Below are 23,228 nucleotides of genomic sequence, written 5' to 3'. Positions count from 1 at the left end.
AGGCCCCTGATGCGACAACGCATCCGGGGCCTCTTCCCATACGGCGAGAAGTGTGTGGCTCAGCCGGCGAGCCCGTTCCACTCCGGGCGCCAGCTCATCTGATGGTCGTAGGCGCTCGCCCAGAACATGTATTCGTACTCCACGCCACGCACGAAGTGCTCGACGAGCCTGCGCTTGCGCGGTTCATCGAGCGTGCCGGCGATGGATTCGATGTGTTCGATGAGCCACACGGAGGACTGCCAGAATTCGTCTGTGCGGTATGTGTCGATCCAGCTGCGGTACGGGTTGGAGTCCAAGGTACCGGTGAACTCGCGGGCGAGGCGCTGCCCATAGTCGGCGTACACCCATGCGCACGGCAGCACGGCCACAAGGATGTCGATCAGATCCTCGCCATAGGCGGTGGCAAGCATGTTCGCGGTATAGGCCCGGGCGAACGCGGATTGGCGCGCATCGCGCATATCCTGTGCCGTGATGCCGAACGAGGCGAGGTATTCGTTGTGCAGCGTCTTTTCCACATGGAAGATCGCATGCTGCACCTGCGCCATGAACGCCATGACCTCGTTGTCGTCGGTTTTGGTGACGGCGAGTGCATGCACCTTCGCATAGTCGTTGAGGTAGAGCTCGTCCTGGATCAAATAGAACGCGAAGGTGTCGCGGGGCAGTGTGCCCGCGCCCAGTTCGCGGATGAACGGCTGCCGATAGCCTTCCTCCCACACTACGTCCGCCGCGTCGCGCATGCGCTGCGCGAATGGTGGAAGATTGGTCAGGGTGATGGGTTCTTGTGGCTCGAATGCCATGGTTGTTCGTCTCCCTACGCTGGTCTTAACCAACAGGTTCAAAGGGTCGGGCCAATGGCCCTCTCAACTCGCGTGCGAGTCCCCCTGCGTACTGCGGGCGCCGGTTGGCGCCACAAGCCAGTATGGCATGGCGCCCGGCCAACGCCGCTTCCCGCCCACGAACCATGCGTGACAACCGCACGCACGGCCACTACACTAAAGGGGCATGAGACTTATTGGAAACATTCTGTGGCTTGTGCTCGGTGGCCTTGCGATCGCGTTTGGCTGGGCCGTGGTAGGCGTCATCCTGTGCATCACGATCATCGGCATCCCGGTGGGCAGGCAGGCATTCAAGATGGCCAAGCTCACCCTGACCCCTTTTGGCACACAGGTGGTATACGGCGGGGGCGCCGGCTCGGCGATCCTCAACTTCATCTGGGTCATCTTCGTGGGCCTGTGGTTCGCCATCGGCTATATTGTGGCGGGCGTCGCCAACTGCATCACGATCATCGGCATCCCGTTCGGCCTGCAGTCGTTCAAGATGGCCAAGCTGGCGCTGTTCCCCTTCGGCACGCAGATCGTGTGACGCACGGCGCCCGTCAGTAGCCGTGCGAGTGCAGGTAGGCGTCGTCGAACCCGAAATAATGCCCGATCTCGTGCAGCACGGTCTTCTGGATCTGCACCACGAGCTCACGGTGGGTGGAGCATACGCGCTCATGCGGCCCACGGAAGATCGTGATGACGTCGGGCATCACCCCGGCATACCCAGTGCCGCGCTGGGTGATCGGAATGCCTTGGTACAGGCCGAGCAGTTCGCCATGCCCATGCGTCATCGTACGCAGCTGTTCGGGCGTGGGTTCGTCATCCACGGTGATCGCGATGTTGTGCAGCACATCCTTGAACCGCTGCGGCACCGAGGCAAGCGCTTCAGTGACCGCCTGCTCGAATTCATGTTCACTGATCTTCATCATCGCCGGATTGCTCCAATCGTGTGATGGCCTGTTCGATTTCACGCAGGCGGTTGCGCAAATCGGCTTCGATGTCCACGCCGGCGGCCTGCGCCTGCCGCACGATGCGCACAATCTGATCGGCATAGTCGTCCTCAAGCGCGCTCGGTGCGTCAAACGCCTGTTCAAGCCGCTCGTGATGTGCGGATTTGCCCACCCGCGAGACCACTTTTGCGGTGCGCGGCAGGGCGCCCTGCGCGCGTGAGATGCCGTCGAGCACGGACTGGCGCCCTTTTTCGCGCTGCTTCATCCGCTCCCATACGGCGAGCGTGTCTTCGGCGTCCAGTTCATCGCCTGCGGCCCCATCCGGCGGGAATACGAGCGGATGGCGTGTGATCAGTTTGGTGACGAGCCGGTCGCATACCTCGTCGATGTCGAAAGGGTCGTGGGTGTCCTGCGCGCAGATCTGCGCCTGGAACACCGATTGGAGCAGCATGTCGCCGAGTTCTTCGCGCATGTTGTCGCGGTCGCCGCATTCCACGGCGTCGATGTATTCGTAGGTCTCCTCGAGCAGCGGTTTGAGGAGCGACCTGTTGGTCTGGGCGCCGTCCCACGGGCAGCCGTCGGGCCCCTGCAGGATTGCCACAAGCGCGCGTACGCGGTCCAAGGATGTCGGGGCCTCGAACACGGGACGTAGTTTCGAGCAGTGCGCAAACCCCGCGGGCGGCTCGTATGCGCCGCCCGCGCTGGTGGTCTCAGGTTGTGCCATGCCGCCCCGGTTCAGTCGCGGCCGAGCGGGTTGACGCCTTCGTTCGCCGGCGCCACCTCGTTGTCGTACAGGAACGCATGCAGGTGCTCGTCGAGGTCGGAGGACTCCTGCTGCACCGCGGCGTCTTCCTGCACGGTGTGGGGCTCCATATCGAGCACCTTGCGGCGAGTCAGGCCTGCACGGTCGTAGAAGTGGTAGTCGCAGCCGGTGTCAGTGTACAGGAAGTAGCGGGTCACACCATTGGCCTTGAACTGGCCGAGCAGCCAATCGAACAGATGCTTGCCCACGCCTTGGCCGCGCACTGAGGGATCGACGAGCAGCAGCACGACTTCGGCGTCATACGCGTGCCCTTCCTTCTTCGCTTCGGCGAGCATGCTCCGGTTCGCTTCCTCGTTCTTCTTGAGTTGCTGCAGCGCGGCGCGTCCCTGCGCGTTGAACAGCAGCGAGGCGAGGATCTTCATGCTCGCACGGTGGTGCCTGTTCACGCCTTTGCGCGTCTCCGCGGCGTCGATGCGGCCCAGCACCACACCGACCACGGTCCCGCCTTGCACCGCCACCTGCGCGGTGGTCGTCCTGGCCAGACTGTATTCCAGATCGGCTTCGGCGAGTTTCATCGCGAGATCATGGTCGGTGCCGGGCTTGGCATGCCATGTGTCGCATAGCAGTGCAGTGAGCGCCGGGTAATCCTCGCGGCGCAGCGTCCTATAGGTGATTGTTTCGCTCATACACCCCATGGTACGCGGCCTGTTTTGCCCGCCGCGCACTTTTCACCGATTGGCGTGCCCGACCATTCATTCGCCGCTTGGCGATGCTTCCTCATCCAACGCACGCAGACGCCTGAGCATGCGCACAAGCTGGCCGTTCTCCAAGCATTCCGCGAGGAACCCCTCATTGCGGCGCTCCCGGTACACCGCCATCGTGATCAGCGCACACAACAGGCGCGCATCCATCGAATCGACGTTGAGGATGTCAAGACGTACGTCTTTGTCAAGTCCATAGTCGCGCATGGTGTCCAGATAATCCTCGTCGTCTCGGTTGATGACGATGTCGATGAACCCGAGCACCGTCTTGCTGTAGACGCAATAGCCCACACTCGGCAGGCCCATCACGGTGGAGTCCATGAACTCCACATGGTAGAGCGGTTCGCCGCCCATCGTGAACGGCTCGATGAACGACGACAACCAGCGGTAGTCCGCTTGCGCCTTGCGCTCTTCGCGCACCATCGCCACCACGTCCACGTAATGGTTGTAGCTGTCACCCTGATCCTCCACCGTGATCACATCGGCCGAACGGTGCGTGCGCTCAGGCAGGCGGTCCTGCGGAATGAGGATGCGGAAACTGTAGTACCGCGCCATTTCGAGCACGGCGGCCACGATATGCGGGCAGATGCGTTTGGCCTGGGCGTCGGCGCAGGTGCACACGGTTTTGGCGAGCACATCGTGGCGCATCAGGATGTCAACCTGCTCGGTACGCTCGCCGTCGTGCACTTCGATATGCCGGATGCCGAACGCCGTTTCGATCAGGCTGTCCACATGACCGTCGCGGATCAGGGCGGCCCCGCGTTCGAACGACTCAGACGATGCCCATTGCGGCAGGTCGCGCAATTCACGGCCCACATGGATCGCACCGTCGAGCATGCGTGTGCGCGCGGCGTTGCCGAGCGCGAGCGCGCGCCGGCGTTCGTCGGGAATGTCGAGCGCCTGCTCGGATATCGTCATTTCGACGGTGTCGAGCGCATGGACTCGCAGTGGGTCGGTGTTCAATTCGTTGATGCGCACGATGTGCGCGTTCTTGATCTCCGTACCGGGGATGCGGTGCCATGCGCTCAACGGCAACAACACCTTCGAATTTTCATACAGCACAATGAAATTGCGGCCGATTGACGCGTACCACCATTCGTCCAAGGTGCTGTGCATCGGGTCGCGCACCGCGTCCTTGACGACCTTCCAGCTGGGCAGCCTGTCTTCGGTCGTGCCGAACAGCTCGGCGAGGTTGGTGCGGAACGCCCCCGAATACATGATGCCGCCAGTCACACCGGACGACATCAGCGCGCGGAACGACCGGTAGGTCACCGGCACGGCGTCGATGTCGCACTGCTCGTATACGGTGCCGGGGCCGTAGGTGATGAGCGGGTCGTCCCCGCGCAGCGAACCGTCACGGGTCGGATATTCGCACAGCACCATCGCGCCGCAGTTCTGGCATTGCTCAAGCACGCGCCCCCCCGGCAGCGTGACTCCCACTTCAAAGCCGCAGTCGTAGTTATAATGCGCCAATGACGACGATGGAATGAAACCGAACATCTCGGGACCAGTGTGATGCAGCCCTTTGAGTGGGCCACCGCATACGCATTGCCTTCTGACCACCGGGCGCCTCCTTGTCAGACTGTTCGGCCATGGCGAAGATGCCATTATCCCTGCCAAACCCGAATTCTGCACAGTCGCAGTTCCCTGTGTTCACTGCGAGCGAACCTTACATATATATCCAGTCACACGAGTGCTCCCGTGACTAATTTCAGTATACGCCTTTTTTCGTCCTGAGCAAAACACTCAATACGCCTACGTAGCGTAACCGGAACGAACAGCGGTATGCCTTCCATACCCGGCGCGCGACATGAACCGGCGTGTTGTAGCGTCAATCGTGTAGTTCCTATAGGTATGAGTGAAGACCGTTCCACACAGGGCACGCCGGCACGCACCGAAGACGGCACGTGCAACGCCGGCATCGTCAAGCAGTATGAGACCCCACTGCACAAGCCGATCAATCCGGACATCAACCTGTTCGACTTCGTTCAAAGCCGCGCCGAGCGCAACCCCGACGGTTCGATGGTCGGGTACAAGGACGCCGACGGTGTCTGGCAGTCGTTCACGGCGGTGGAGTTCCGCGACAAAGTCATCGCGATCGCCAAGGGCCTAATCGGCTGGGGCGCCCGCCCTGGCGAGTCCATTGCGATCATCGCCCACACCCGGTGGGAATGGGTGGCCCTCGACATGGCGATCATGGCGATCGGCTGTGTGACGATTCCCGTGTATGAGACGAATTCCGCCGCACAGATGCGTACCGTGTTCAACGACGCCGAAGTGGTGCTCGTGTTCGCGGAAGACGACACACAGCGCGACAAGGTGGAATCGGTGTCGAATGAATCGCCATCCGTGCGCGCGTCGTTCGTCATCAACTCCGACGCGGTGGACGCGATCATCGCGTTTGGCGCGCATGTGAGCGATGAAGAGTTCACCAGGCGCAAGAACGCCGCGCATGGCGACACGCTCGCCACGATCATCTACACGTCCGGTTCGACCGGCACGCCAAAAGGCGTCGAGATCAGCCACCGCAACATGGCCGCCGAATGCATGCACGCGTTGCAGTACATGCCGCGCGCGATCGACATTCCGGACCGCCGCCTGCTGCTGTTCCTGCCGTTGAGCCACGTCTTCGCGCGCTTCATGGCCACCGTGGCGTTCGCCGGCACCCTCACACTCGGCCTGTCGAGCGACATGAAGACGATCATCAAGGACTTCGAGGAGTTCGGGCCCACCCTGCTGCTCGCCGTGCCGCGCGTGTTTGAAAAAGTGTACAATGCGGCGTCGCAACGCGCGGGCAGCGGCTTCGCCGGCAAGATGTTCCTGCGTGGCGTGGCCGCGGCGCAGGAATGGTCGAAATACGAGCAGTCCGGCGAGAAGATGCCGCTGTCGGTGAAGATGCGCCACGCGTTCTACGACAAGGTCGTGTACAGCAAGATCCGCACCGTATTCGGCCCGAACGCCGACTTCGCCATCACCGGCGGCGCGCCGATGGACCCCGACCTCGCGCATTTCTACAACGGCATCGGCATGCCGCTGCTCGAGGGCTATGGCATGACCGAAACGAGTGGCCCGGTGTGCGTGAGCCTGCCGGAGAACAACCACATCGGCACGATCGGCCAGCCGCTGTGCGGCACGACGGTCGGCATCGCGGAAGACGGCGAACTGTGCTTCAAGGGCGACTGCGTGTGCATGGGCTACCACAACCAGCCGGAAGTCACCAACCAGCAGATCGCGGACGGCTGGCTGCACACCGGCGACCTGGGTGACGTGGACGACGAGGGCTTCATCACCCTCACCGGCCGCAAAAAGGACCTCATCATCACCGCCGGCGGCAAGAACGTCTCCCCCGGCCAGCTCGAGACGACCGTCATGACGTCGCCCGTCGTGGCGCAGTGCCTCGTGATCGGCGACCGCAAGCCGTTCATCGCGGCACTCATCACGCTCGACCTGGACGACGCCAATGCGTGGCTCGCCTCGCAGGGCGCGGCGACCGCGGACTCGCTCGAGGAGCTGTCCAAGAACCCGATCGTGCACGCCGAGGTCGAACGCATCGTCAACAAGGCAAACGAAGGCGTCTCGCGCGCGGAGTCGATCCGCAAGTTCGAGATCCTGCCCGACGAGTTCACGCAGGTGAACGGCATGCTCACGGCGAGCCTCAAGTCACGCCGTGCGCAGATCGTGGACCACTACCGCAAGCTCATCGACACCGTGATCTACGTGCCTCGCAAGAAGTGATGCGCGTATAACAAAGCCGCTGCATATGGTTCGGGGCCACACCATCATGATGGTGTGGCCCCGAACCATATGCAGCCCGTGTTTCAGGCGCGCGCGGCCCGGCGCGCGGACATACGGAACGCCGCGAAGAGGCAGACCCATGCCACGCAGACAATGGCGAGCATGACCGCGAACGTCCATGCGCCACCGACCGCGGTCGCGTGCGCGAACGCCGGACTGTGCTCGACGCCGGCGCCGGCCTGCGCGATGGCGAACACGGTTGAGAACAGCGTGGTGCCCGCGGCGCCGCCGAACTGGAGCGCCGTGTTGAACACGGCATTGCCGTCCGGTGTGAACTCGCGGTGGATGCCGTTGATCGCGTCCGTCATGATGTTCGAGAAGCCAAGCGCATACCCTACACCGAACACGAAGTAGAACAGCGCGAGCAGCACCGGCGTCAGATGCATCGAGAACACGAGCATGAGCGCGACCGCCGCGATGCAGCATGCGAACGCGATGAGGATCGGCCGCGTGGGGCCATGCTTGTCGTACAGCATGCCGCCCACCGGGGCGAAGAACGCGCCGAGGAGGGCGCCGGGCAAGACGAGCATACCCGCCACAAGCGCGGTGGTGTGCAGCGAAAGCTGGGCGAGGTTCGTGATCACGTAGCCGAATCCGATGCCCACCATCGGCAGCATCGTATACGGCAGCAGGTGCAGCAGCACAACCGGGTCACGCAGCCAGCCCAAGCGGATGAGCGGGGAGAAGGACCGGCGCGACGACCAGGCGAAGAACACGAGCGCGCCCACGCCGGCCACGAGGCTCACCGCCGCGATGACGGCCGCAGATGCCCACGCACCGCCCGCGACCGCCGTGCTGACGGCGACACCGGTTTGGTTGAGTGCGAGGATGAGGCCTGACAGCCCAATCACGATCGCAACGAATTGGAGCGGATTGAGCTTCGTGGGCTGCGTGGGGCGTGTCTGATGGATGCAGATCAGTCCGATGGGCAGCGACACGAGCAGCACGATGGGGATGACGATCACGAAGATGCTGCGCCACGGCAGCACGCTCGCCACGGCACCGCCGACGGTAGGTCCGATTGCGGGGGCCACGGTGATGACGAGCGAGCCGACGCCCATCAGGCGACCGACCTTCGAGTGCGGGGACTGCTCGAGGATGATGTTGATCATCAACGGTGTGGCAATGCCGGAACCAACGCCTTGGACCACGCGGGCGCACAGGATCACCGGGAACGAATGCCCCACGATCATGAGGCATGATCCGAGCACGGCGAGGATGACCGCCGCGATGAAGGTGGACTTCATGGTGAACCGGCGGTTGAGGTACGACGAAATCGGCATCGTCACACCCACCACGAGCAGGTAGATGGTGGTGATCCACTGCACGGTGGCCGTGTCCACGTGGAATTCAGCCATGAGCTCAGGGAACAGCACCGTCATGACCGTTTCGGTGAGGATGCCGATGAAGGCGAGCGACCCCACCGATACGATCGATCCGATGAGGCGTTTGGGGATGCGCTCAGGGGCGGTGGCCGACGCTTCCCCGTTCCGATGCACATGTGTCCCTTGAGGCTGTTGCCCGTTCACGCATGAACTCCTTTCTTCGCCGCCTATGGTGCGGCCATTACGGTTCGTGTCCGGCTGGCGGGTCCGCTTCATGCAGGATGCGGCGGATGCCTTCCAGCCGCTGCCCCACTTCGCGTTCGTACCCGCGCCCATTGGGATGGTAGTATTCCCGCCCAACCAATTCGTCGGGCATGTATTGCTGCGGCGCCACCGCACCGGGGGCGTCATGGGCGTACTGGTACCCTTCGTGGTTGCCCCAGCTCTTCATCAACGCCGTGGGCGCATTGCGCAGATGCAACGGCACCTGGCTGATCCTGCCGGCATCGACGTCCGCGAGCGCCTCGTTGATCGCCATGTAGCTCGCGTTGGACTTGGGCGCGGTGGCCACGGCGATCGCCGCTTCCGAAAGGATGATGCGCGCTTCGGGCATGCCGATCATCGCCACCGCCTGGGCTGCGGCGACCGTGACCTGCAGCACCTGCGGCGCCGCCATGCCCACTTCCTCGGATGCGGCGATCATGATGCGCCGGGCGATGAAGCGGGGGTCCTCGCCCGCCCTCAGCATGCGGGCGAGATAGTGGAGCGTGGCGTCCACGTCGGATCCCCGCATCGATTTGATGAAGGCCGAGATCACGTCATAGTGGTCGTCGCCGTCTTTGTCGTACCGCACAGTGGCCACGTCCATGACCTGGGCCACGGTCTGGGCGGTGACCACACGCCCGTCGCCGTCACTGAGCGCGCCGGCGGCCGCTTCGAGGATCGTCAACGACTTGCGCGCGTCGCCACCGGCCATGCGCACGATGGCATCGAGCGCATCCCCGTCAAGCCGCACGGTACCGTTGAGTCCTCGGGGGTCGCGCACGGCCCGGGTGATGACTTCACGCAGTTCGGCGTCGGTGAGCGATTCGAGCTTGACGACGACCGACCGGCTCAGCAGCGGTTTGATCACCGAGAAACTCGGGTTCTCCGTGGTGGCGGCGATGAAGGTGACGTCACGGTTCTCCACGCTCGGCAGCAATGCGTCCTGCTGCGATTTCGAGAACCGGTGCACCTCGTCGATGAACAGCACCGTCTCGCGGCCCTGTGAGACAAGGCGTTCATGGGCGCGCGCAAGTACCTCGCGCACGTTTTTGACACCCGACGTGACGGCGGACAGCTCCTCGAACGCACGCCCGGATTGGTGGGCCACGATGTACGCGAGCGTCGTCTTGCCCACCCCAGGGGGTCCGAAGAGGATGACCGAGCTGGGGGCGGTGAGCGAGCCGGTCGACGCCGGGTCCGCCAACCGGCGCAGCGGGGAGCCCGGGCGCAGCACGCGGGACTGCCCGATCACGTCGTCGAGCGTGTCGGGGCGCATGCGCACGGCCAGCGGGCGCACCACGTCGCCGCCGGCCTCTGTCGCGGAAAACAAATCTTCGGTCATGGGGCCAAGTGTAGCGCCGGGCACCCAATCGAACAAATGTTCGACACGCGGTGGGCGTATGCGCGCACGCCTCTGATTACACTGGAGACCATGGCAGATGACGAGACGATGTACGGTTCGCTGGGGCGCCTGGCCCCGGCATGGGGCAGCGATGAGGTGCTGGGCGGAGACGCGATCTATGAGCGCTTCTTCGCATGGGTGCGTGACGCGAAAGGCATAGACCCGTGGCCGCATCAGGAAGAGGCGATCATGGACCTGCTCGCCGGCGACCATGTGATCCTCAACACCCCCACCGGCTCAGGCAAATCGCTCGTGGCCCTCGGCATGCATTTCGCCGCGCTGTGCACATCACGGCGCTCCTATTACACCGCGCCGATCAAGGCCCTCGTCTCCGAGAAGTTCTTCGACCTCGTCGAGGTGTTCGGCCGCGACAATGTGGGCATGATCACCGGCGACTCGCATATCAACCCGGACGCGCCGATCATCTGCTGCACCGCCGAGATCCTGGCGAACCAGGCCCTGCGTGAAGGGACGCACGCGGACATCGGCTGTGTGGCGATGGACGAATTCCATTTCTACGGCGACCCCGAGCGCGGCTGGGCATGGCAGGTGCCGCTGCTCACCCTGCCCCAGACCCAGTTTTTGCTCATGAGTGCCACGCTCGGCGATGTGGACGCGATCGCGCGCAAACTCGAGCGCATGACGGACGCCGACGTCGATATCATCGCCGACGCGCCGCGCCCGGTGCCACTGACCTACGAATACACACTCCAGCCGCTCGAACGCACGGTGGAACACGCGTTCGCCAACGGCGAGACGCCGATCTATGTGGTCCATTTCTCGCAGGACGCCGCGCTCGACACCGCGCAGTCGCTCGCGAGCGCGGGCGTGTCGAGCAAGGAGCAACGCAAGGCGATCGCCGACGTGATCGCCGGCACACGGTTCACCACCGCATTCGGCAAGATCCTGCAACGCCTGCTGCGCAACGGCGTGGGAATCCATCACGCCGGCATGCTGCCGCGCTACCGCCGTCTCGTCGAACAACTCGCGCAACAGGGCCTGCTGCCGGTGATCTGCGGCACCGACACCCTTGGTGTCGGCATCAATGTGCCGATCCATTCGGTCGTGCTCACCCAGCTCACCAAATTCGACGGCACGCGCATGCGCAAGCTGCGCGCCCGCGAATTCCACCAGATCGCCGGGCGTGCCGGGCGCATGGGATTCGACACCGAGGGCCTTGTGATCGCCGAAGCGCCCGAATACGAGATCGAGAACGCGAAGGCGGTGGCCAAGGCTGGCGACGACCCGAAGAAGCTGCGCAAGATCAAGCGCAAGAAGGCGCCCGAAGGGTTTGTGACTTGGAACGAGGCGACGTTCGACAAACTCATCGACGCCGCCCCCGAGACCTTGGTGCCGCATATGAAGGTGACGCATTCGATGGTGCTCAACGAGGTGGCGCAGGGCGGTGACGCGCGGGCGCGCGTGGCGCGGCTCATCGACGACTCCCAACAGACCGAGGAGCAGAAAGACAAGCTGCACACCCGCGCCGATGAGATCTTCCAGACGCTGTTCGACACCGACGTGATTGAGGCCGTGGAGAACCCGGACGGCTCCAAGGACTACATGACCACTGTGGACCTGCCGAGCGATTTCGCGCTCGACCAGCCGTTGAGCCCGTTCCTGCTCGCGGCGTTGGAACTGCTCGACCCGGAAAGCGAGACCTATGCGCTCGACGTCATCTCGATGGTCGAAAGCACGCTCGAAGACCCCAAACAGGTGCTGCGCGCGCAGGAGCGCCAGGCGCGTGACGCCGCCATGGCGGAGATGAAGGCCGATGGCGTGGACTATGACGAGCGCATGGAACGGCTGCAGGAGATCACCTACCCCAAGCCGTTGGCCGACATGCTCGACGCCGCGTTCGACGAATACCGCCACGATGTGCCGTGGGCCAACGACTACTGGCTGAGCCCCAAATCCGTGGTGCGCGACATGGTCGAGACCGCCTCGGACTTCACGAGCTACATCGCCCGCTACAACATCGCCCGCTCCGAGGGCACATTGCTGCGCTATCTTTCGGACGCCTACCGGGTGCTCGCCCGTACGGTGCCGCCGGAAAAACGCGACGACCGGCTCGACGACATCATCGCATGGCTGCGCGTGGTCGTGCGCTCGATCGATTCGAGCCTCGTCGACGAATGGGAGAACGCCGGTGCGCTCGAGGCGAGCGCCGAGGCGGCCACGCTCGCGGCGCCGTCGGGCGCCGAAGCCGTGATCGAGGACCGACGTGGGTTCACCGTGCTCGTACGCAACGCGCTGTTCCGCCGTGTGCAGCTCATCGACCTCGACAAGCCCGACGAGCTTGGCGAGCTCGACAAGGAATGGCATTACGGCGTGCACGAATGGGAGGACACGCTCGATGCCTTCTACGACGACCACGAGTACGTCAACACCGACATGAAGGCGCGCAGCGGCGCGTTTGTGACAATCGACGACCGACATGAGAAAGACGAGCACACGTGGACCGTGCGTCAGGTGCTCGACGATTCCGATGGCGACCACAATTGGGCCATCACTGGCGTCATCGATCTGGATGCCTCGCAGGAGCGCGGCGAAGTGGTCTTTCTGGACTACGCGGTGCGCAACATGCTCGAATCGGTGTGAGGTCAGGCCGCGTCGAGTCGCCGTAGCGTCTCGGCACGGTCCACATCGAGCGCGGGCCATGTCATGTTCATGTTCTTCATCGTGGTGCGCAGCAGTTCGGAAACGACGATGCGCGAATACCATCGTTTGTCGGCCGGCACAAGGAACCATGGCGCGTACGGTGTGCTCGTGCGTTCGAACACGTCCTGCCACGCCTGCATGTAGTCGCCCCACCGGTCGCGCGCGTCAAGGTCGCTCGCATCGAACTTCCAGTATTTGCGCGGGTCGTCAAGCCGGTCGATGAAATGCCGGCGCTGCGCCTCTTTGCTCGAGACGAGGAAGATCTTGATGATCGAGCAGCCGCTCGCCACGAGGTTGCGTTCGAATTCGTTGACCTCCGCGTAGCGGGCCTGCCACACCTCTTCGGGGAATGTGCCGTAGACGTGCGGCATCACGATGTCTTCGTACTGCGAGCGGTCGAATATCGAGATCCACCCGCGCGATGGCAGTTCACGGCGGATGCGCCACAGGTAATGGTGCTTCTGCTCCTCGGCGTCCGGGGCGCCGAACCCGTGGTAATGGATGCCCATCGGATCCACCTGGCTGAACACATGGCGTACAATGCCGCCTTTGCCTGAGGCGTCCATGCCCTGCAGGATGATCAGCAGCCGCCGGTGGTCGCCGTGCACCCCATTGGCGTACATCAACCGCTGGTAGCGTGCGATTTCGCCGGCGCTGAGCTGGTTGAAGCGTTCGCCGTCGTCCTGGTCCCCCTCGAACCCCGGCGTGGCCCCGGCGTCAAGCTCCGTCAGGAGCATGCCACTGTGGAAGCGCAGCAACTGCGCGGGCGGCAGCGTCCACACCGAACTGAGCATCTCGCTGGATTTGGCCGCCAAGGCCAGACGCTCGGCGATCTGCGTGCTGCGGTTGGCCGCGCTCGTGCTGTCCTGAGCCTTGCGGATCGTCTTTCTGATCGCCTTGCTTCGTTTGTCTTTCGCCATGGCACCAGTGTAGTCCTTCATGGCTCGCACGCGGCCAGCCCCAATGGTCGAGGCCGTCTCCCCCGACACAGGAGACGGCCTCGACCAATATATGCCATGCGGGCGTATGGTCTACTTGCGCTTGCCCTTCCCCTTGCGCGGGTATGGGAAGCGGGAGTGCCCGGAATCCTGGTCGGTGTGGCCCATTCCCCTGTGGTGCACTTGGATCTGGCTTTCCGGCTGGGTCTCGTCGAATCCCTGCGCATAGCGGGTGCGGCGCCAGTTGTGGATCGAGGCGTTCGAGCCACGGTGATGCACGTGGTAGGTGCGCTGCGCGCCACCGAGCGGGCGTTCCTCGCGCGCCACGGCGATCTGGTTGGCGTTCGACGGGTCCATGATCGCGATCGGTGCTACCGGCTCCGCCTCGGTGGGGGCGAGCGTGCGCTTCTGCATGTGCGACGGCAGCCATTCGGCCAGGCGCGAGAGCAGCCAACAGACGATGAAGTAGATCACCGCGGCCACCACGAGCGTCTGCAGGATGTCGAAATACATCGAGCCGAGTCGGCGTGATTCCTGCAGCAGGTCGGTGTACATGATGATCGAGCCGAGCGCCGTGTCCTTGAGCACCACGACGAGCTGCGTCACGGCGGCCGGCAGCATAGCGTAGATCGCCTGCGGCACTTCGACGCTCATGAGCGACTGCGTGCGCGTCAGACCGAGCGCCACGGCCGCCTCGTGCTGGCCGTTGGGCAGGTTGCCGACGCCGGAGCGCACGAGCTCGGCCACTACGGAACCGTTGTAGAGCACAAGCGAGATCACCACGGACCAATACGCCGGGCTCGGCAGGTCGAGGAACGCGAATGCACGCCAGAAGAAGATCATCATGATCAGCACCGGCACGGCACGGCAGAATTCGATGACGACCGCGCACACATTGCGCACAACCACATTGGGGATGAGCCGGCCGATGCCGAACAGCAGGCCGAACACCACTGCGCCGATGACCGCGAGGAACGTGGCGCGCAGAGTGGCCCACAGGCCGGGCAGATAGAAATCGCTCCATGCCTCGCCGTCGAGCGCCGGCTTCCACAGCTCCCAGCTGAGCTGGTTCTCGCCGTCCGGCGGATTGTACAGACGGACCAGGATGAGCACGAGTACCGCGAGGAACACGATCGCGGCGATCCAGTTGATGACGCGGATGCGTTTGCGCATGCGCGGGCCGGGCTGGTCGAAGAGCAGCGCGCTTTCATTGGATGCAGCCATGGGTCACCTCCGTACCGCGAGCTTGTTGGACAGGTATGTGGTCAGCACGCCGATCGGGATGATCAGAATCACGTAGCCGAATGCGAAGATGAGGAAGATCTGCACGATCACGTCGGGGCGGAACTCGATCATCTCGCTCATCAGCGACGACGTTTCGGTGGCCACCGAGGCCGCCGCGGCGACGGTCGAGTTCTTGAGCAACGCGATGAGCGTGTTGCCCAACGGGGCGACCGAGCCGCGCAACGCCTGCGGCATGATGATCAACGTGGCGGACTGCATGAAGTTGAGTCCCATCGCACGGGCCGCCTCGGCTTGGCCGAGCGGCACGGTGTTGATGCCCGAACGCAGCGATTCGCACACGAACGCCGCCGTGTACAGGCTCAGGCCCACCACGGCAAGCCAGAAGAAGTTCGTGTCGAAATTGTCCGAGAAGCTGATCTTGAGCTGGGCGAACACGCCGAGCACCATGAACACCATGATGATCGTCAGCGGCATGTTCTTGAACAGTTCCACGTAGCCGGCGGCCACGCGGCGCATCGACGAGATCGGCGAGATGCGCATCACCACGAGGATGATGCCCAGGATGGCCGAGAAAATCGCCGACCAGAACGTCAGTTCGAGGTTGACGAGGAACGCGGCCGGCACATTGTACGACTGGAACAGTGACAGGAATCCGTCCATGTGATCACTCCCCTTCGTCCGGTGTCGGCGGGTTGTACTTCGGGTCCGGCCTGTATCCGGTGCCCTTCGTGTTCGTCTCGATCGCGCGTTCCCATTCGCCCGTCTTGATCATCTCTTCGATCGCGTCGTTGATCTTCGTGGCGAATTCCTTGCTGTCGGCGTCCTTCTTGATGCCGACGCCGTAGTATTCCTGCGTGAACGGCTTGCCGACCACCTTGAGCTTGCCGCGCGAGGCCGCGGCCAGACCGGCGAGGATGATGTCGTCGGTCGTCACGGCGTCCACGATGCCCGAAAGCAACGCGGTGGCACATTCGGCATAGCCCGGCTGCTCCATCAACTGCACTTCCTTGGCGAACTTCTCCTTGACCACTTTGGCCGAAGTGGAGCCGGTCACCGAGCACAGGCGCTTGCCGTTGAGGTCCTGCGGTCCGGTGATGCCCTTTTCGTTGGACCGGATGAGCAGGTCCTGGCCAGCCACGAAATACGGGCCCGCGAAGTCCACGGCCTTCTTGCGTTCGTCGGTGATCGAGTACGATGCGAGGATCATGTCGACGTCACCGTTCTGCAGCATGGCCTCACGCTGCTTGCTCGGCGCCTCCTTGAACTCGATCTCGGCGTCGGTGTAGCCGAGCTGGTTCGCGATGTAGCGCGCCACATCCACATCGAAGCCCTCATAGGTGCCGGATTTCTTGAATCCAAGGCCCGGCTGGTCGAATTTGATGCCGACCTTGATCGTGTGGTCACTGCTGCCCGACGCCGAGCCGCAGGCGGCTACGGACACCACACAGGCCGTTGCGCACAGCGCCGCGACCACCCCGCGGCATACGCGGCGCAATGTTGTTGTTCTTACCATGTGTCTTCCATCTTCCTTCAGGCTGACCGGCTCCGCGGTCAGTGCGTGAGAATCTTCGACAGGAACTCCTGGGCTCGTGCCGTCTGCGGATGCTCGAAGAACTCGTCGGGTGTGCCGCGTTCCAGGATCTGGCCGTCGGCCATAAAGATGATCTTGTCGGCGGCCTTGCGCGCAAAGCCCATCTCGTGCGTCACGCACAGCATGGTCATGCCCTCGTGCGCGAGCTCCACCATCACGTCGAGCACCTCGTTGACCATTTCAGGGTCGAGCGCCGACGTGGGCTCGTCGAACAGCATGACCTTGGGGTGCATGGCGAGCGCACGCGCGATCGCGACGCGCTGCTGCTGGCCGCCCGAAAGCTGCGACGGCATCTTGTTGGCCTGCGAATCGACGCCCACACGGGCCAGCAGGTCCATCGCTTCGCGCTCGGCCTGGGTCTTGTCCATATGGCGCACCTTGATCGGCGCGAGCGTCACGTTCTCGAGGATCGTCTTGTTGGCGAAGAGGTTGAAGGACTGGAAGACCATGCCCACTTCGGCGCGCAGCTGCGCCAGGGCCTTGCCTTCCTGCGGCAACGGCTGGCCGTCGATGCGGATGACGCCCGAATCGATCGTCTCGAGGCGGTTGATGGTGCGGCACATCGTGGATTTGCCGGACCCCGAGGGGCCGACGATCACGAGGACCTCGCCCTTCTTGACTTTGAGGTTGATGTCGCGCAGCACATGCAGGTTGCCATAGTGCTTTTCGACGTGCTCGAGTTCGACGAGGTACTTGCCGTCGTCTTCCCGGGCAGCGTCCTGTTGTGTTTCATTGAGTATTGTCATAGAGGCATAGTGTATGGCGCGCATGTAACAGGTGGCACATAAATCCGCTTTGTTCGCTCACCACTAATTTTTGTCGCGCCCTGTCCCCCGGCGTGCGCTCAGACCGCCTCTTCTTCGTTCACCAGGAACTGCGCGGCCTCGGTGAGCGCCGTCACGCGATCCTCGCCGGTGAATGCGTGGCCCAAATCGGTGTAGAGGCTCGCCTCGCAGTTCGGCATAGCCGCACCGTAGTTGGCTGCGACATGTGGTCCGATCACGGCGTCGTCCTTGCCTTGGATCACGAGCGCCGGGCCGTGGAACATCGCGGTCGTCTCGTAGATCGGCAGCATCTGGGCGATGCGCACGGATTTGCTGGCGATTGTCTGGCCTCCGGCGAGCGTGATCCGCCGTGGCACGCGGTTCACGTCGAACGGTGTGCCGAGCAGTTCGCCGCGCAGCGCGTCGTCCTTGAGCGACGCGGCCGGCGCGAGCATGACGAGCGTGTGGATGACGTCGGAGAACATGCCGGCGGTCATGCCGGCCACCACACCGCCCTGCGAATGGCCGAGCAGCGATATCTCCAGCGGGTCGTAGGCGTCACGCACATGGTTCAGGACCGCGATGGCGTCTTCAATCTGGTTGAATACGTCGGAGTCCTCGAACGCGCCTTCGCTGCGGCCGCGGCCGTTGAAGTCGAACCGCACGCATGTCATGCCATGCGCGGTGAGGGCATCGCTGATGTCCTGATAGAGGTCGCCTGGTTTGACACCCATGTCGCGCAGGAACCCGTGCATGCAGATCACCACGCGGTCGTGCGTGGAGCCCTGCGGATACTCCACATGACCTTGCAACGTGAGTCCATCACGCGCCACGGTGAAATCTTCGCTGACGACCTGTGCCATACTGCCTCCTCGACTGCCTGCAAAACCAGTCCCATCGTAACGACGCCCCTCGGGGCCACGCACGGATTCAAGCTCTCAGCTCACAGCGGCCCTGAACATTGTGGGAGGGCCCCATCACGCATCTGCGTGATGGGGCCCTCCCACAATGTTCAGTCAGCGGCGATCAGTCCTCGTCGTCCGGATCGTAATCCACGCCGGTCTCGGCGCGCTGTTCGTCGCTGATCGGCGCCGGCGCCCCGGTGAGCGGGTCGCGGCCGCCACCGGCCTTCGGAAAGGCGATCACGTCGCGGATCGAATCGGCGCCGGCGAGCAGCGCCACCGTGCGGTCCCAGCCCAGCGCGATGCCCGCGTGCGGCGGCGCACCGTACTTGAACGCCTCGAGCAGGAAGCCGAACTTGTCATTGGCCTCTTCAGGCGTGATGCCGAGCACCTTGAGCACACGGTCCTGGATGTCGTCGCGGTGGATACGCACCGAGCCGCCGCCCATCTCGTTGCCGTTGCACACGATGTCATAGGAATCGCTCATCGCGTGCTCGGGATCCTCGTCGAACGTGTCGATCCAATCCTTCGACGGCATCGTGAATGGATGGTGCATCGACGTCCACTTGGAGTGACCGACGGCCACGTCGTCGTCATCCGGGTCGTCGGTGCGCTTGAACAGCGGGAAGTCCACGACCCACGTGAACGCGAAGTCGTCCGGCTTGAGCAGGCCGGCGCGCTCGGCGAGCTCGACACGCACGGCGCCGAGCAGCAGCTGCGACGATTCACGGGCGCCCGCCGCGAAGAATACGGCGTCGCCTTCCTCGGCGCCCACAGCCTCCATGAGGCCGGCGCGCTCCGCTTCCGAAAGGTTCTTGGCCACAGGGCCCTTGAGCTCCCCGCCCTCGGCGAAGACCACATACGCAAGGCCCTTGGCGCCGCGCTGCTTGGCCCAATCCTGCCATGCGTCGAACTGGCGGCGAGGCGTGTCGGCACCGCCCTTGAACAGCACCGCGCCCACGTACGGCGCCTGGAACACGCGGAACGGTGTGTCCTTGAAGTAGTCGGTGAGTTCCACAAGCTCGTTGCCGAACCGCAGGTCGGGCTTGTCGGAACCGTACTTGTCCATGGCGTCCTGCCAGGTGATGCGCTGGATTGGCAGCGAGACCTCGTAGCCGTCGGCCTTCCAGATCGCGGCGATGACCTGCTCGGCCATGGCCATCACGTCTTCCTGGTCCACGAACGCCATCTCCATGTCGAGCTGCGTGAACTCAGGCTGGCGGTCAGCGCGAAAGTCCTCGTCACGGTAGCAGCGCGCGAACTGGTAGTAGCGCTCCACGCCGGCCACCATGAGCAGCTGCTTGAGCAGCTGCGGCGACTGCGGCAGGGCATACCACGAACCCGGAACGAGACGTGCAGGCACCACGAAGTCACGCGCGCCTTCCGGCGTGGACTTGATCATCGTGGGGGTTTCGACCTCGGTGAACCCGAGCTTGTCGAGTTCGGTGCGCGCGGCGCGCATCATGTCGGAACGCAGCGTGATGTTGCGGCTCATCGCCGGGCGGCGCAGGTCGAGGTAACGGTACTTGAGGCGCACATCCTCACCCGGCAGCTTCGTCTCGGACTCGTTCTCGAGGGCCGTGGACACCTGGAACGGCAGTGCATCGGACTTGGCGAGCACTTCGATACGCTCCGCCACGACCTCGACCTTGCCGGTGGCCAGATGCGTGTTCTCGTTGCCTTCCGGGCGCAGGCGGACCGTGCCCTCCACCTGGATCACATACTCGCTGCGCAGCGGACGGGCCATCTCCTCATCATTGATGACCACCTGCACCAAACCGGTGTTGTCTCGCAGGTCGATGAACGCCACGCCACCGTGGTCACGGCGACGGTCCACCCATCCGGCGAGGGTGACGTGCTCGCCGACAAGGGCTTCCGTCACGTCGGTGGCATGGTGTGTGCGATAAGCCGTCTGGCTCATACTTCCTCTATTCCTATTCCGTATTGGATTGGTCGTATTGGTTGGGAACGCGGCGAACCAGTCACCGGCGCCCTGCTGTCAGGATTGCGCCGAACCGGCCACGGCCACCGTTTGCTGGGCATACACAGTATCGGGCTCCCACGACTGCGCGTCGGCGCCCACCTGCTCGCCTGTGACGATGTTCTTGACCTCGTCCGGGCCGTCGTTCGTGGGGTCCTCGTTCGGGAACCACACATACGGGATGCCGAGCTTGTCGGCATACTTGATCTGCTTGCCCAGTTTGGCGGCGGTCGGCGCCACGTCGGCGGCGATGCCACGCGCACGCAGCGCACGGGCGATCGCGTTCGAATCCCCACGGTTCTCTTCGTTCCACACGGCCACGAGCACGCAGGCCGGCGAAACGCGGCTCGCGGTGGCGCCTGCGCTATGCAGCATGTACGACACGAGGCGCGACAGACCGATGGACAGGCCCACGCCCGGGTATGTGCGGTTGCCCTGCGACGCGAGGTTGTCGTAGCGGCCGCCCGAGCAGATCGAGCCGAGCGAATCCGCGCCGTCAAGGAACGTCTCATACACGGAACCCGTGTAGTAATCGAGGCCGCGCGCGATCTTGAGGTCGGCAATGACCGAGCCGGGGCGGATATGCGCCGCCTCGTCGACGATCATCGTCAAGGTGTCGAGGCCTTCCTTGGCCATCGCGTAGTCCTCGCCGCCCATGTCGATGTGGTGGATCTCGCACAGGCCGTTGAACCGGTCGATGAGCTCGCCGCCGTCGGCCGCCGTGATGCCGGCGAGCTCGAGGCACGCACGCGCCTGATCCTCGCTCGCGCCGCACGTGGTGACGAGCAGACGCACGACCTCGTCGGCACCCACCTTGTCGAGCTTGTCGATCTCGCGCAGCACGCCTTCGATGTCGGTCAGGCCCAGGCCACGGTAGAAGCCTTCGGAAAGCTTGCGGTTGTTGGCGTGCACAGTGGCCTTGGGAAGCCCGTACTGGCGCAGTTCCTCGAGCGCGCCCACCATGACGAGCGGCAGTTCGACCTCGTAGTGCTCAGGCAGCGTGCCTTCGCCCACCACGTCGATATCGGCCTGCACGAATTCACGGAAACGGCCTTCCTGCGGCCGTTCGCCACGCCACACCTTCTGGATCTGCCAGCGCTTGAACGGGAACGGCAGTTCGCCGGAATGCTCCACCACATAGCGGCTCAGCGGCACGGTCAGGTCGAAATGCAGGCCGAGCCTACGCTCGACCGGCGTCTCGGACTCATGCCCCACCTCCTGCAACCGCGACAGCAGATAGATCTCCTTGCTCGTCTCGCCTTTCTTCAGCAAGCTCGAGCCGGGCTCGATGGCGCGGGTCTCTATGCCCACAAATCCATTGAGTTCGAAGACCGAACGAAGCGTGTCGATGACACGCTGCTCCACCACGCGTTCCGCGGGGAGCCACTCTGGAAAACCTGAAATTGATGCACCTTTTGCCACGTCTCACCATAATAAGCGGTGTCGCGGAAAAAACTATCGACGGGATTGCCTACACTGGTCTAGGGAGAGCGCCGTCCCGTGCCGGCAGCCCGCCGCACCACCAAGCCTTAAGGAGCTGACTATGGCCGACAACAATGTGACCGAATCCCAGACCACCGATACCACGACCCAGCAGCCGGACCAGCCTGTCGCGCAGACGACTGCCCAGGCCGCGCCAACGCCTGCAGCGGTCCATGCACATGCTCCTTCACCGGCTGCATTGGCCAAGACCGCAACACATACGCCGGTCGCGAAGTCGAGCGGATTCGCCCAGGCGGACATCGCCAAGGCCGAAAGCTTCGGCCGTGTGGACGACAACGGCGTGGTGTATGTCAAGGAAGGCGACACCGAGCGTGAAGTGGGCCAGTACCCGGACGCCTCGCACGATGAGGCGCTCGCACTGTATGCTCGCCGTTACCTCGACCTCAAGGCGAAGCTGGACCTGTTCGCCACGCGCCTGAAGTCGAACTCGATTAAGCCGCGCGAGATCGATGAGACGCTGAAGACGCTCACCGCGGAAACCGAGAACCCGGATGTGGTGGGCGACATCGCCGCGCTGCACACCCAGCTCGACGAACTCAAGACCGAAGCCCAGGCCAAGAAGGAAAGCATCGCGCAGGCCCGCAAGGAAGCGATGGCCAAAGCCGTGGCCGAGCGCACGAAGATCGTGGAGAAGGCCGAGCAGCTCGCCGCCAATCTGGGCGACAACACGAACTGGCGTTCGACCGCCGACAAGTTCCGTTCGCTGTTCGAACAGTGGCAGAACCACCAGCGCACCACGATCCGCATCGACAAGGCCGACGCCGATGCGCTGTGGAAGCGTTTCTCCGCAGCGCGCACCACGTTCAACCAGGCACGCCGCAAGTGGGCCCAGGCGCGTGACAACGAGCGCAGCCAGGCCAAGAAGGTCAAGGAAGAAATCATCGCCGAAGCCAACGAGCTCAAGGAGTCGACGGCATGGGCGCAGACCTCGCGCCGCTTCAACGAGCTGATGGACCGCTGGAAGCAGGCGGGCCGCGCAGGCCGCAGCGAGGATGACACGCTGTGGGCGCAGTTCCGCGAGGCAGCTGACACGTTCTTCAACGCACGCCAGGCAGACCGCGACCAGATGAACACCGCCGAAAAGGAGAACCTGGCCAAGAAGGAGGAGCTGCTCGTCAAGGCCGAGGCGCTCGTGCCGGTCAAGGACGCCGCGCAGGCCAAGAAGGCCCGCCAGCAGCTCGCCGAGATCCAGGAGGAATGGGACCAGATCGGCTATGTGCCACGCGAGGACATGCGCCGCATCGAAGGCCGCCTCGACGACGTGGACAAGCAGATCAAGGCCGTCGAAGACGCCGCGTGGAAGCAGGCCGATCCTGAGGCCGACGCCCGCAAGTCCAGCTTCGAAGGCCAGCTCAAGGCCCAGCTCGACGAGCTCGACGAGCGCATCGCCAAGGAGAGCGACCCGAAGAAGAAGGCCAGCCTCGAAGCCGAGAAGGCGACGAAGGAGCAGTGGCTCAACGCCATCATGTAAGTCCTGGGACGCCTGTTGCACAATGGCCCTCATGGCAGCACCGCTGCCATGAGGGCCATTGTGCAGAAAGAAAAAGCGAGGGCCTCGGCGGCTG

At 63.8% G+C, this 23,228-nt stretch carries 19 protein-coding genes and 1 riboswitch; of the genes, 4 read left to right on the top strand and 15 right to left on the bottom strand.

Annotated elements, in window-relative coordinates; translation table 11 throughout:
* Positions 1-59: 59 nt before the first annotated feature.
* Positions 60-797, bottom strand: coding sequence for a thiaminase II (gene tenA / locus BPSG_RS03170; RefSeq protein ID WP_026643327.1), 738 nt, complete (start codon positions 795-797; stop codon positions 60-62).
* A riboswitch (TPP riboswitch) is annotated at positions 791-893 on the bottom strand. (Overlaps the previous gene by 7 nt.)
* A 109-nt stretch (positions 894-1,002) precedes the next feature.
* On the opposite strand from tenA, the gene BPSG_RS03165 reads away from it, so the two are divergent.
* Positions 1,003-1,362, top strand: a complete 360-nt coding sequence (locus BPSG_RS03165) for a YccF domain-containing protein (protein WP_026643328.1) — start codon at positions 1,003-1,005, stop codon at positions 1,360-1,362.
* Between the two features lie 13 nt (positions 1,363-1,375).
* On the opposite strand, the gene BPSG_RS03160 is transcribed toward BPSG_RS03165, so the two are convergent.
* From BPSG_RS03160 to BPSG_RS03145, 4 genes are all read right to left on the bottom strand, one after another.
* Positions 1,376-1,744 (bottom strand): metallopeptidase family protein, encoded by a 369-nt coding sequence (locus BPSG_RS03160; RefSeq protein ID WP_026643329.1) that lies wholly within the window; start codon positions 1,742-1,744, stop codon positions 1,376-1,378.
* Complete coding sequence (locus tag BPSG_RS03155) at positions 1,731-2,492, bottom strand: MazG nucleotide pyrophosphohydrolase domain-containing protein (RefSeq protein WP_026643330.1); 762 nt, start codon at positions 2,490-2,492, stop codon at positions 1,731-1,733. The genes BPSG_RS03160 and BPSG_RS03155 overlap by 14 nt, the downstream gene beginning before the upstream one ends.
* 11 nt (positions 2,493-2,503) lie before the next feature.
* Positions 2,504-3,217, bottom strand: coding sequence for a GNAT family N-acetyltransferase (locus BPSG_RS03150; protein ID WP_051591956.1), 714 nt, complete (start codon positions 3,215-3,217; stop codon positions 2,504-2,506).
* A 66-nt stretch (positions 3,218-3,283) separates the two neighbouring features.
* Positions 3,284-4,792, bottom strand: a complete 1,509-nt coding sequence (locus BPSG_RS03145) for a DUF6508 domain-containing protein (protein WP_236822931.1) — start codon at positions 4,790-4,792, stop codon at positions 3,284-3,286.
* 354 nt (positions 4,793-5,146) lie between these two features.
* Between BPSG_RS03145 and BPSG_RS03140 the strand changes: the two genes are divergently transcribed.
* A complete protein-coding gene (locus tag BPSG_RS03140; protein WP_051591957.1) occupies positions 5,147-7,027 on the top strand; it encodes an AMP-dependent synthetase/ligase in 1,881 nt (626 codons plus the stop codon).
* An 83-nt stretch (positions 7,028-7,110) separates the two neighbouring features.
* On the opposite strand, the gene BPSG_RS03135 is transcribed toward BPSG_RS03140, so the two are convergent.
* Both BPSG_RS03135 and BPSG_RS03130 read right to left on the bottom strand, forming a co-directional pair.
* On the bottom strand, positions 7,111-8,586 hold the full coding sequence (locus BPSG_RS03135) for an MFS transporter (protein ID WP_033502090.1): 1,476 nt from the start codon (positions 8,584-8,586) through the stop codon (positions 7,111-7,113).
* Positions 8,587-8,653: 67 nt separating this feature from the next.
* Positions 8,654-10,018 carry a replication-associated recombination protein A gene (locus BPSG_RS03130; RefSeq protein ID WP_026643336.1) on the bottom strand — a complete coding sequence of 455 codons (1,365 nt, stop codon included), beginning with the start codon at positions 10,016-10,018 and terminating at the stop codon, positions 8,654-8,656.
* A gap of 90 nt (positions 10,019-10,108) precedes the next feature.
* On the opposite strand from BPSG_RS03130, the gene BPSG_RS03125 reads away from it, so the two are divergent.
* Positions 10,109-12,679 (top strand): DEAD/DEAH box helicase, encoded by a 2,571-nt coding sequence (locus BPSG_RS03125; RefSeq protein WP_026643337.1) that lies wholly within the window; start codon positions 10,109-10,111, stop codon positions 12,677-12,679.
* Between the two features lie 2 nt (positions 12,680-12,681).
* On the opposite strand, the gene BPSG_RS03120 is transcribed toward BPSG_RS03125, so the two are convergent.
* The 8 genes from BPSG_RS03120 to hisS all read right to left on the bottom strand — a co-directional run bounded on the left by BPSG_RS03120 (position 12,682) and on the right by hisS (position 21,582).
* Complete coding sequence (locus tag BPSG_RS03120; protein WP_026643338.1) at positions 12,682-13,659, bottom strand: PPK2 family polyphosphate kinase; 978 nt, start codon at positions 13,657-13,659, stop codon at positions 12,682-12,684.
* Between the two features lie 111 nt (positions 13,660-13,770).
* Positions 13,771-14,901 (bottom strand): amino acid ABC transporter permease, encoded by a 1,131-nt coding sequence (locus BPSG_RS03115; protein ID WP_026643339.1) that lies wholly within the window; start codon positions 14,899-14,901, stop codon positions 13,771-13,773.
* Between the two features lie 3 nt (positions 14,902-14,904).
* A complete protein-coding gene (locus BPSG_RS03110; protein ID WP_022857720.1) occupies positions 14,905-15,582 on the bottom strand; it encodes an amino acid ABC transporter permease in 678 nt (225 codons plus the stop codon).
* A gap of 4 nt (positions 15,583-15,586) precedes the next feature.
* Positions 15,587-16,435: a glutamate ABC transporter substrate-binding protein gene (locus BPSG_RS03105; RefSeq protein ID WP_033502091.1), complete on the bottom strand. Its 849-nt coding sequence runs from the start codon at positions 16,433-16,435 to the stop codon at positions 15,587-15,589.
* A gap of 38 nt (positions 16,436-16,473) precedes the next feature.
* Positions 16,474-17,259, bottom strand: coding sequence for an amino acid ABC transporter ATP-binding protein (locus BPSG_RS03100; RefSeq protein WP_026643341.1), 786 nt, complete (start codon positions 17,257-17,259; stop codon positions 16,474-16,476).
* A gap of 98 nt (positions 17,260-17,357) precedes the next feature.
* Complete coding sequence (locus BPSG_RS03095) at positions 17,358-18,140, bottom strand: alpha/beta hydrolase family protein (protein ID WP_026643342.1); 783 nt, start codon at positions 18,138-18,140, stop codon at positions 17,358-17,360.
* A 163-nt stretch (positions 18,141-18,303) separates the two neighbouring features.
* Positions 18,304-20,100, bottom strand: a complete 1,797-nt coding sequence (gene aspS / locus BPSG_RS03090) for an aspartate--tRNA ligase (protein ID WP_022857724.1) — start codon at positions 20,098-20,100, stop codon at positions 18,304-18,306.
* Between the two features lie 78 nt (positions 20,101-20,178).
* On the bottom strand, positions 20,179-21,582 hold the full coding sequence (hisS, locus tag BPSG_RS03085) for a histidine--tRNA ligase (RefSeq protein WP_033502092.1): 1,404 nt from the start codon (positions 21,580-21,582) through the stop codon (positions 20,179-20,181).
* A 121-nt stretch (positions 21,583-21,703) separates the two neighbouring features.
* Between hisS and BPSG_RS03080 the strand changes: the two genes are divergently transcribed.
* Positions 21,704-23,134 (top strand): DUF349 domain-containing protein, encoded by a 1,431-nt coding sequence (locus BPSG_RS03080; RefSeq protein ID WP_026643344.1) that lies wholly within the window; start codon positions 21,704-21,706, stop codon positions 23,132-23,134.
* Positions 23,135-23,228: the final 94 nt, after the last annotated feature.

The organism is Bifidobacterium pseudolongum subsp. globosum, assembly GCF_000741295.1.
In the GTDB taxonomy this organism is placed as follows: Bacteria; Actinomycetota; Actinomycetes; order Actinomycetales; family Bifidobacteriaceae; genus Bifidobacterium; species Bifidobacterium globosum.
The sequence above is the reverse complement of the archived record's forward strand: the minus strand, read 5'-3'. Positions and strand labels throughout refer to the sequence as shown.

Coding starts and splice junctions, on each gene's coding strand:
- tenA (WP_026643327.1), bottom strand. CDS start 797: ATGGCATTCGAGCCACAAGAACCCATCACCCTGACCAATCTTCCACCA.
- BPSG_RS03165 (WP_026643328.1), top strand. CDS start 1,003: ATGAGACTTATTGGAAACATTCTGTGGCTTGTGCTCGGTGGCCTTGCG.
- BPSG_RS03160 (WP_026643329.1), bottom strand. CDS start 1,744: ATGAAGATCAGTGAACATGAATTCGAGCAGGCGGTCACTGAAGCGCTT.
- BPSG_RS03155 (WP_026643330.1), bottom strand. CDS start 2,492: ATGGCACAACCTGAGACCACCAGCGCGGGCGGCGCATACGAGCCGCCC.
- BPSG_RS03150 (WP_051591956.1), bottom strand. CDS start 3,217: ATGAGCGAAACAATCACCTATAGGACGCTGCGCCGCGAGGATTACCCG.
- BPSG_RS03145 (WP_236822931.1), bottom strand. CDS start 4,792: ATGTTCGGTTTCATTCCATCGTCGTCATTGGCGCATTATAACTACGAC.
- BPSG_RS03140 (WP_051591957.1), top strand. CDS start 5,147: ATGAGTGAAGACCGTTCCACACAGGGCACGCCGGCACGCACCGAAGAC.
- BPSG_RS03130 (WP_026643336.1), bottom strand. CDS start 10,018: ATGACCGAAGATTTGTTTTCCGCGACAGAGGCCGGCGGCGACGTGGTG.
- BPSG_RS03125 (WP_026643337.1), top strand. CDS start 10,109: ATGGCAGATGACGAGACGATGTACGGTTCGCTGGGGCGCCTGGCCCCG.
- BPSG_RS03120 (WP_026643338.1), bottom strand. CDS start 13,659: ATGGCGAAAGACAAACGAAGCAAGGCGATCAGAAAGACGATCCGCAAG.
- BPSG_RS03115 (WP_026643339.1), bottom strand. CDS start 14,901: ATGGCTGCATCCAATGAAAGCGCGCTGCTCTTCGACCAGCCCGGCCCG.
- BPSG_RS03110 (WP_022857720.1), bottom strand. CDS start 15,582: ATGGACGGATTCCTGTCACTGTTCCAGTCGTACAATGTGCCGGCCGCG.
- BPSG_RS03105 (WP_033502091.1), bottom strand. CDS start 16,435: ATGGTAAGAACAACAACATTGCGCCGCGTATGCCGCGGGGTGGTCGCG.
- BPSG_RS03100 (WP_026643341.1), bottom strand. CDS start 17,259: ATGACAATACTCAATGAAACACAACAGGACGCTGCCCGGGAAGACGAC.
- BPSG_RS03095 (WP_026643342.1), bottom strand. CDS start 18,140: ATGGCACAGGTCGTCAGCGAAGATTTCACCGTGGCGCGTGATGGACTC.
- aspS (WP_022857724.1), bottom strand. CDS start 20,100: ATGAGCCAGACGGCTTATCGCACACACCATGCCACCGACGTGACGGAA.
- BPSG_RS03080 (WP_026643344.1), top strand. CDS start 21,704: ATGGCCGACAACAATGTGACCGAATCCCAGACCACCGATACCACGACC.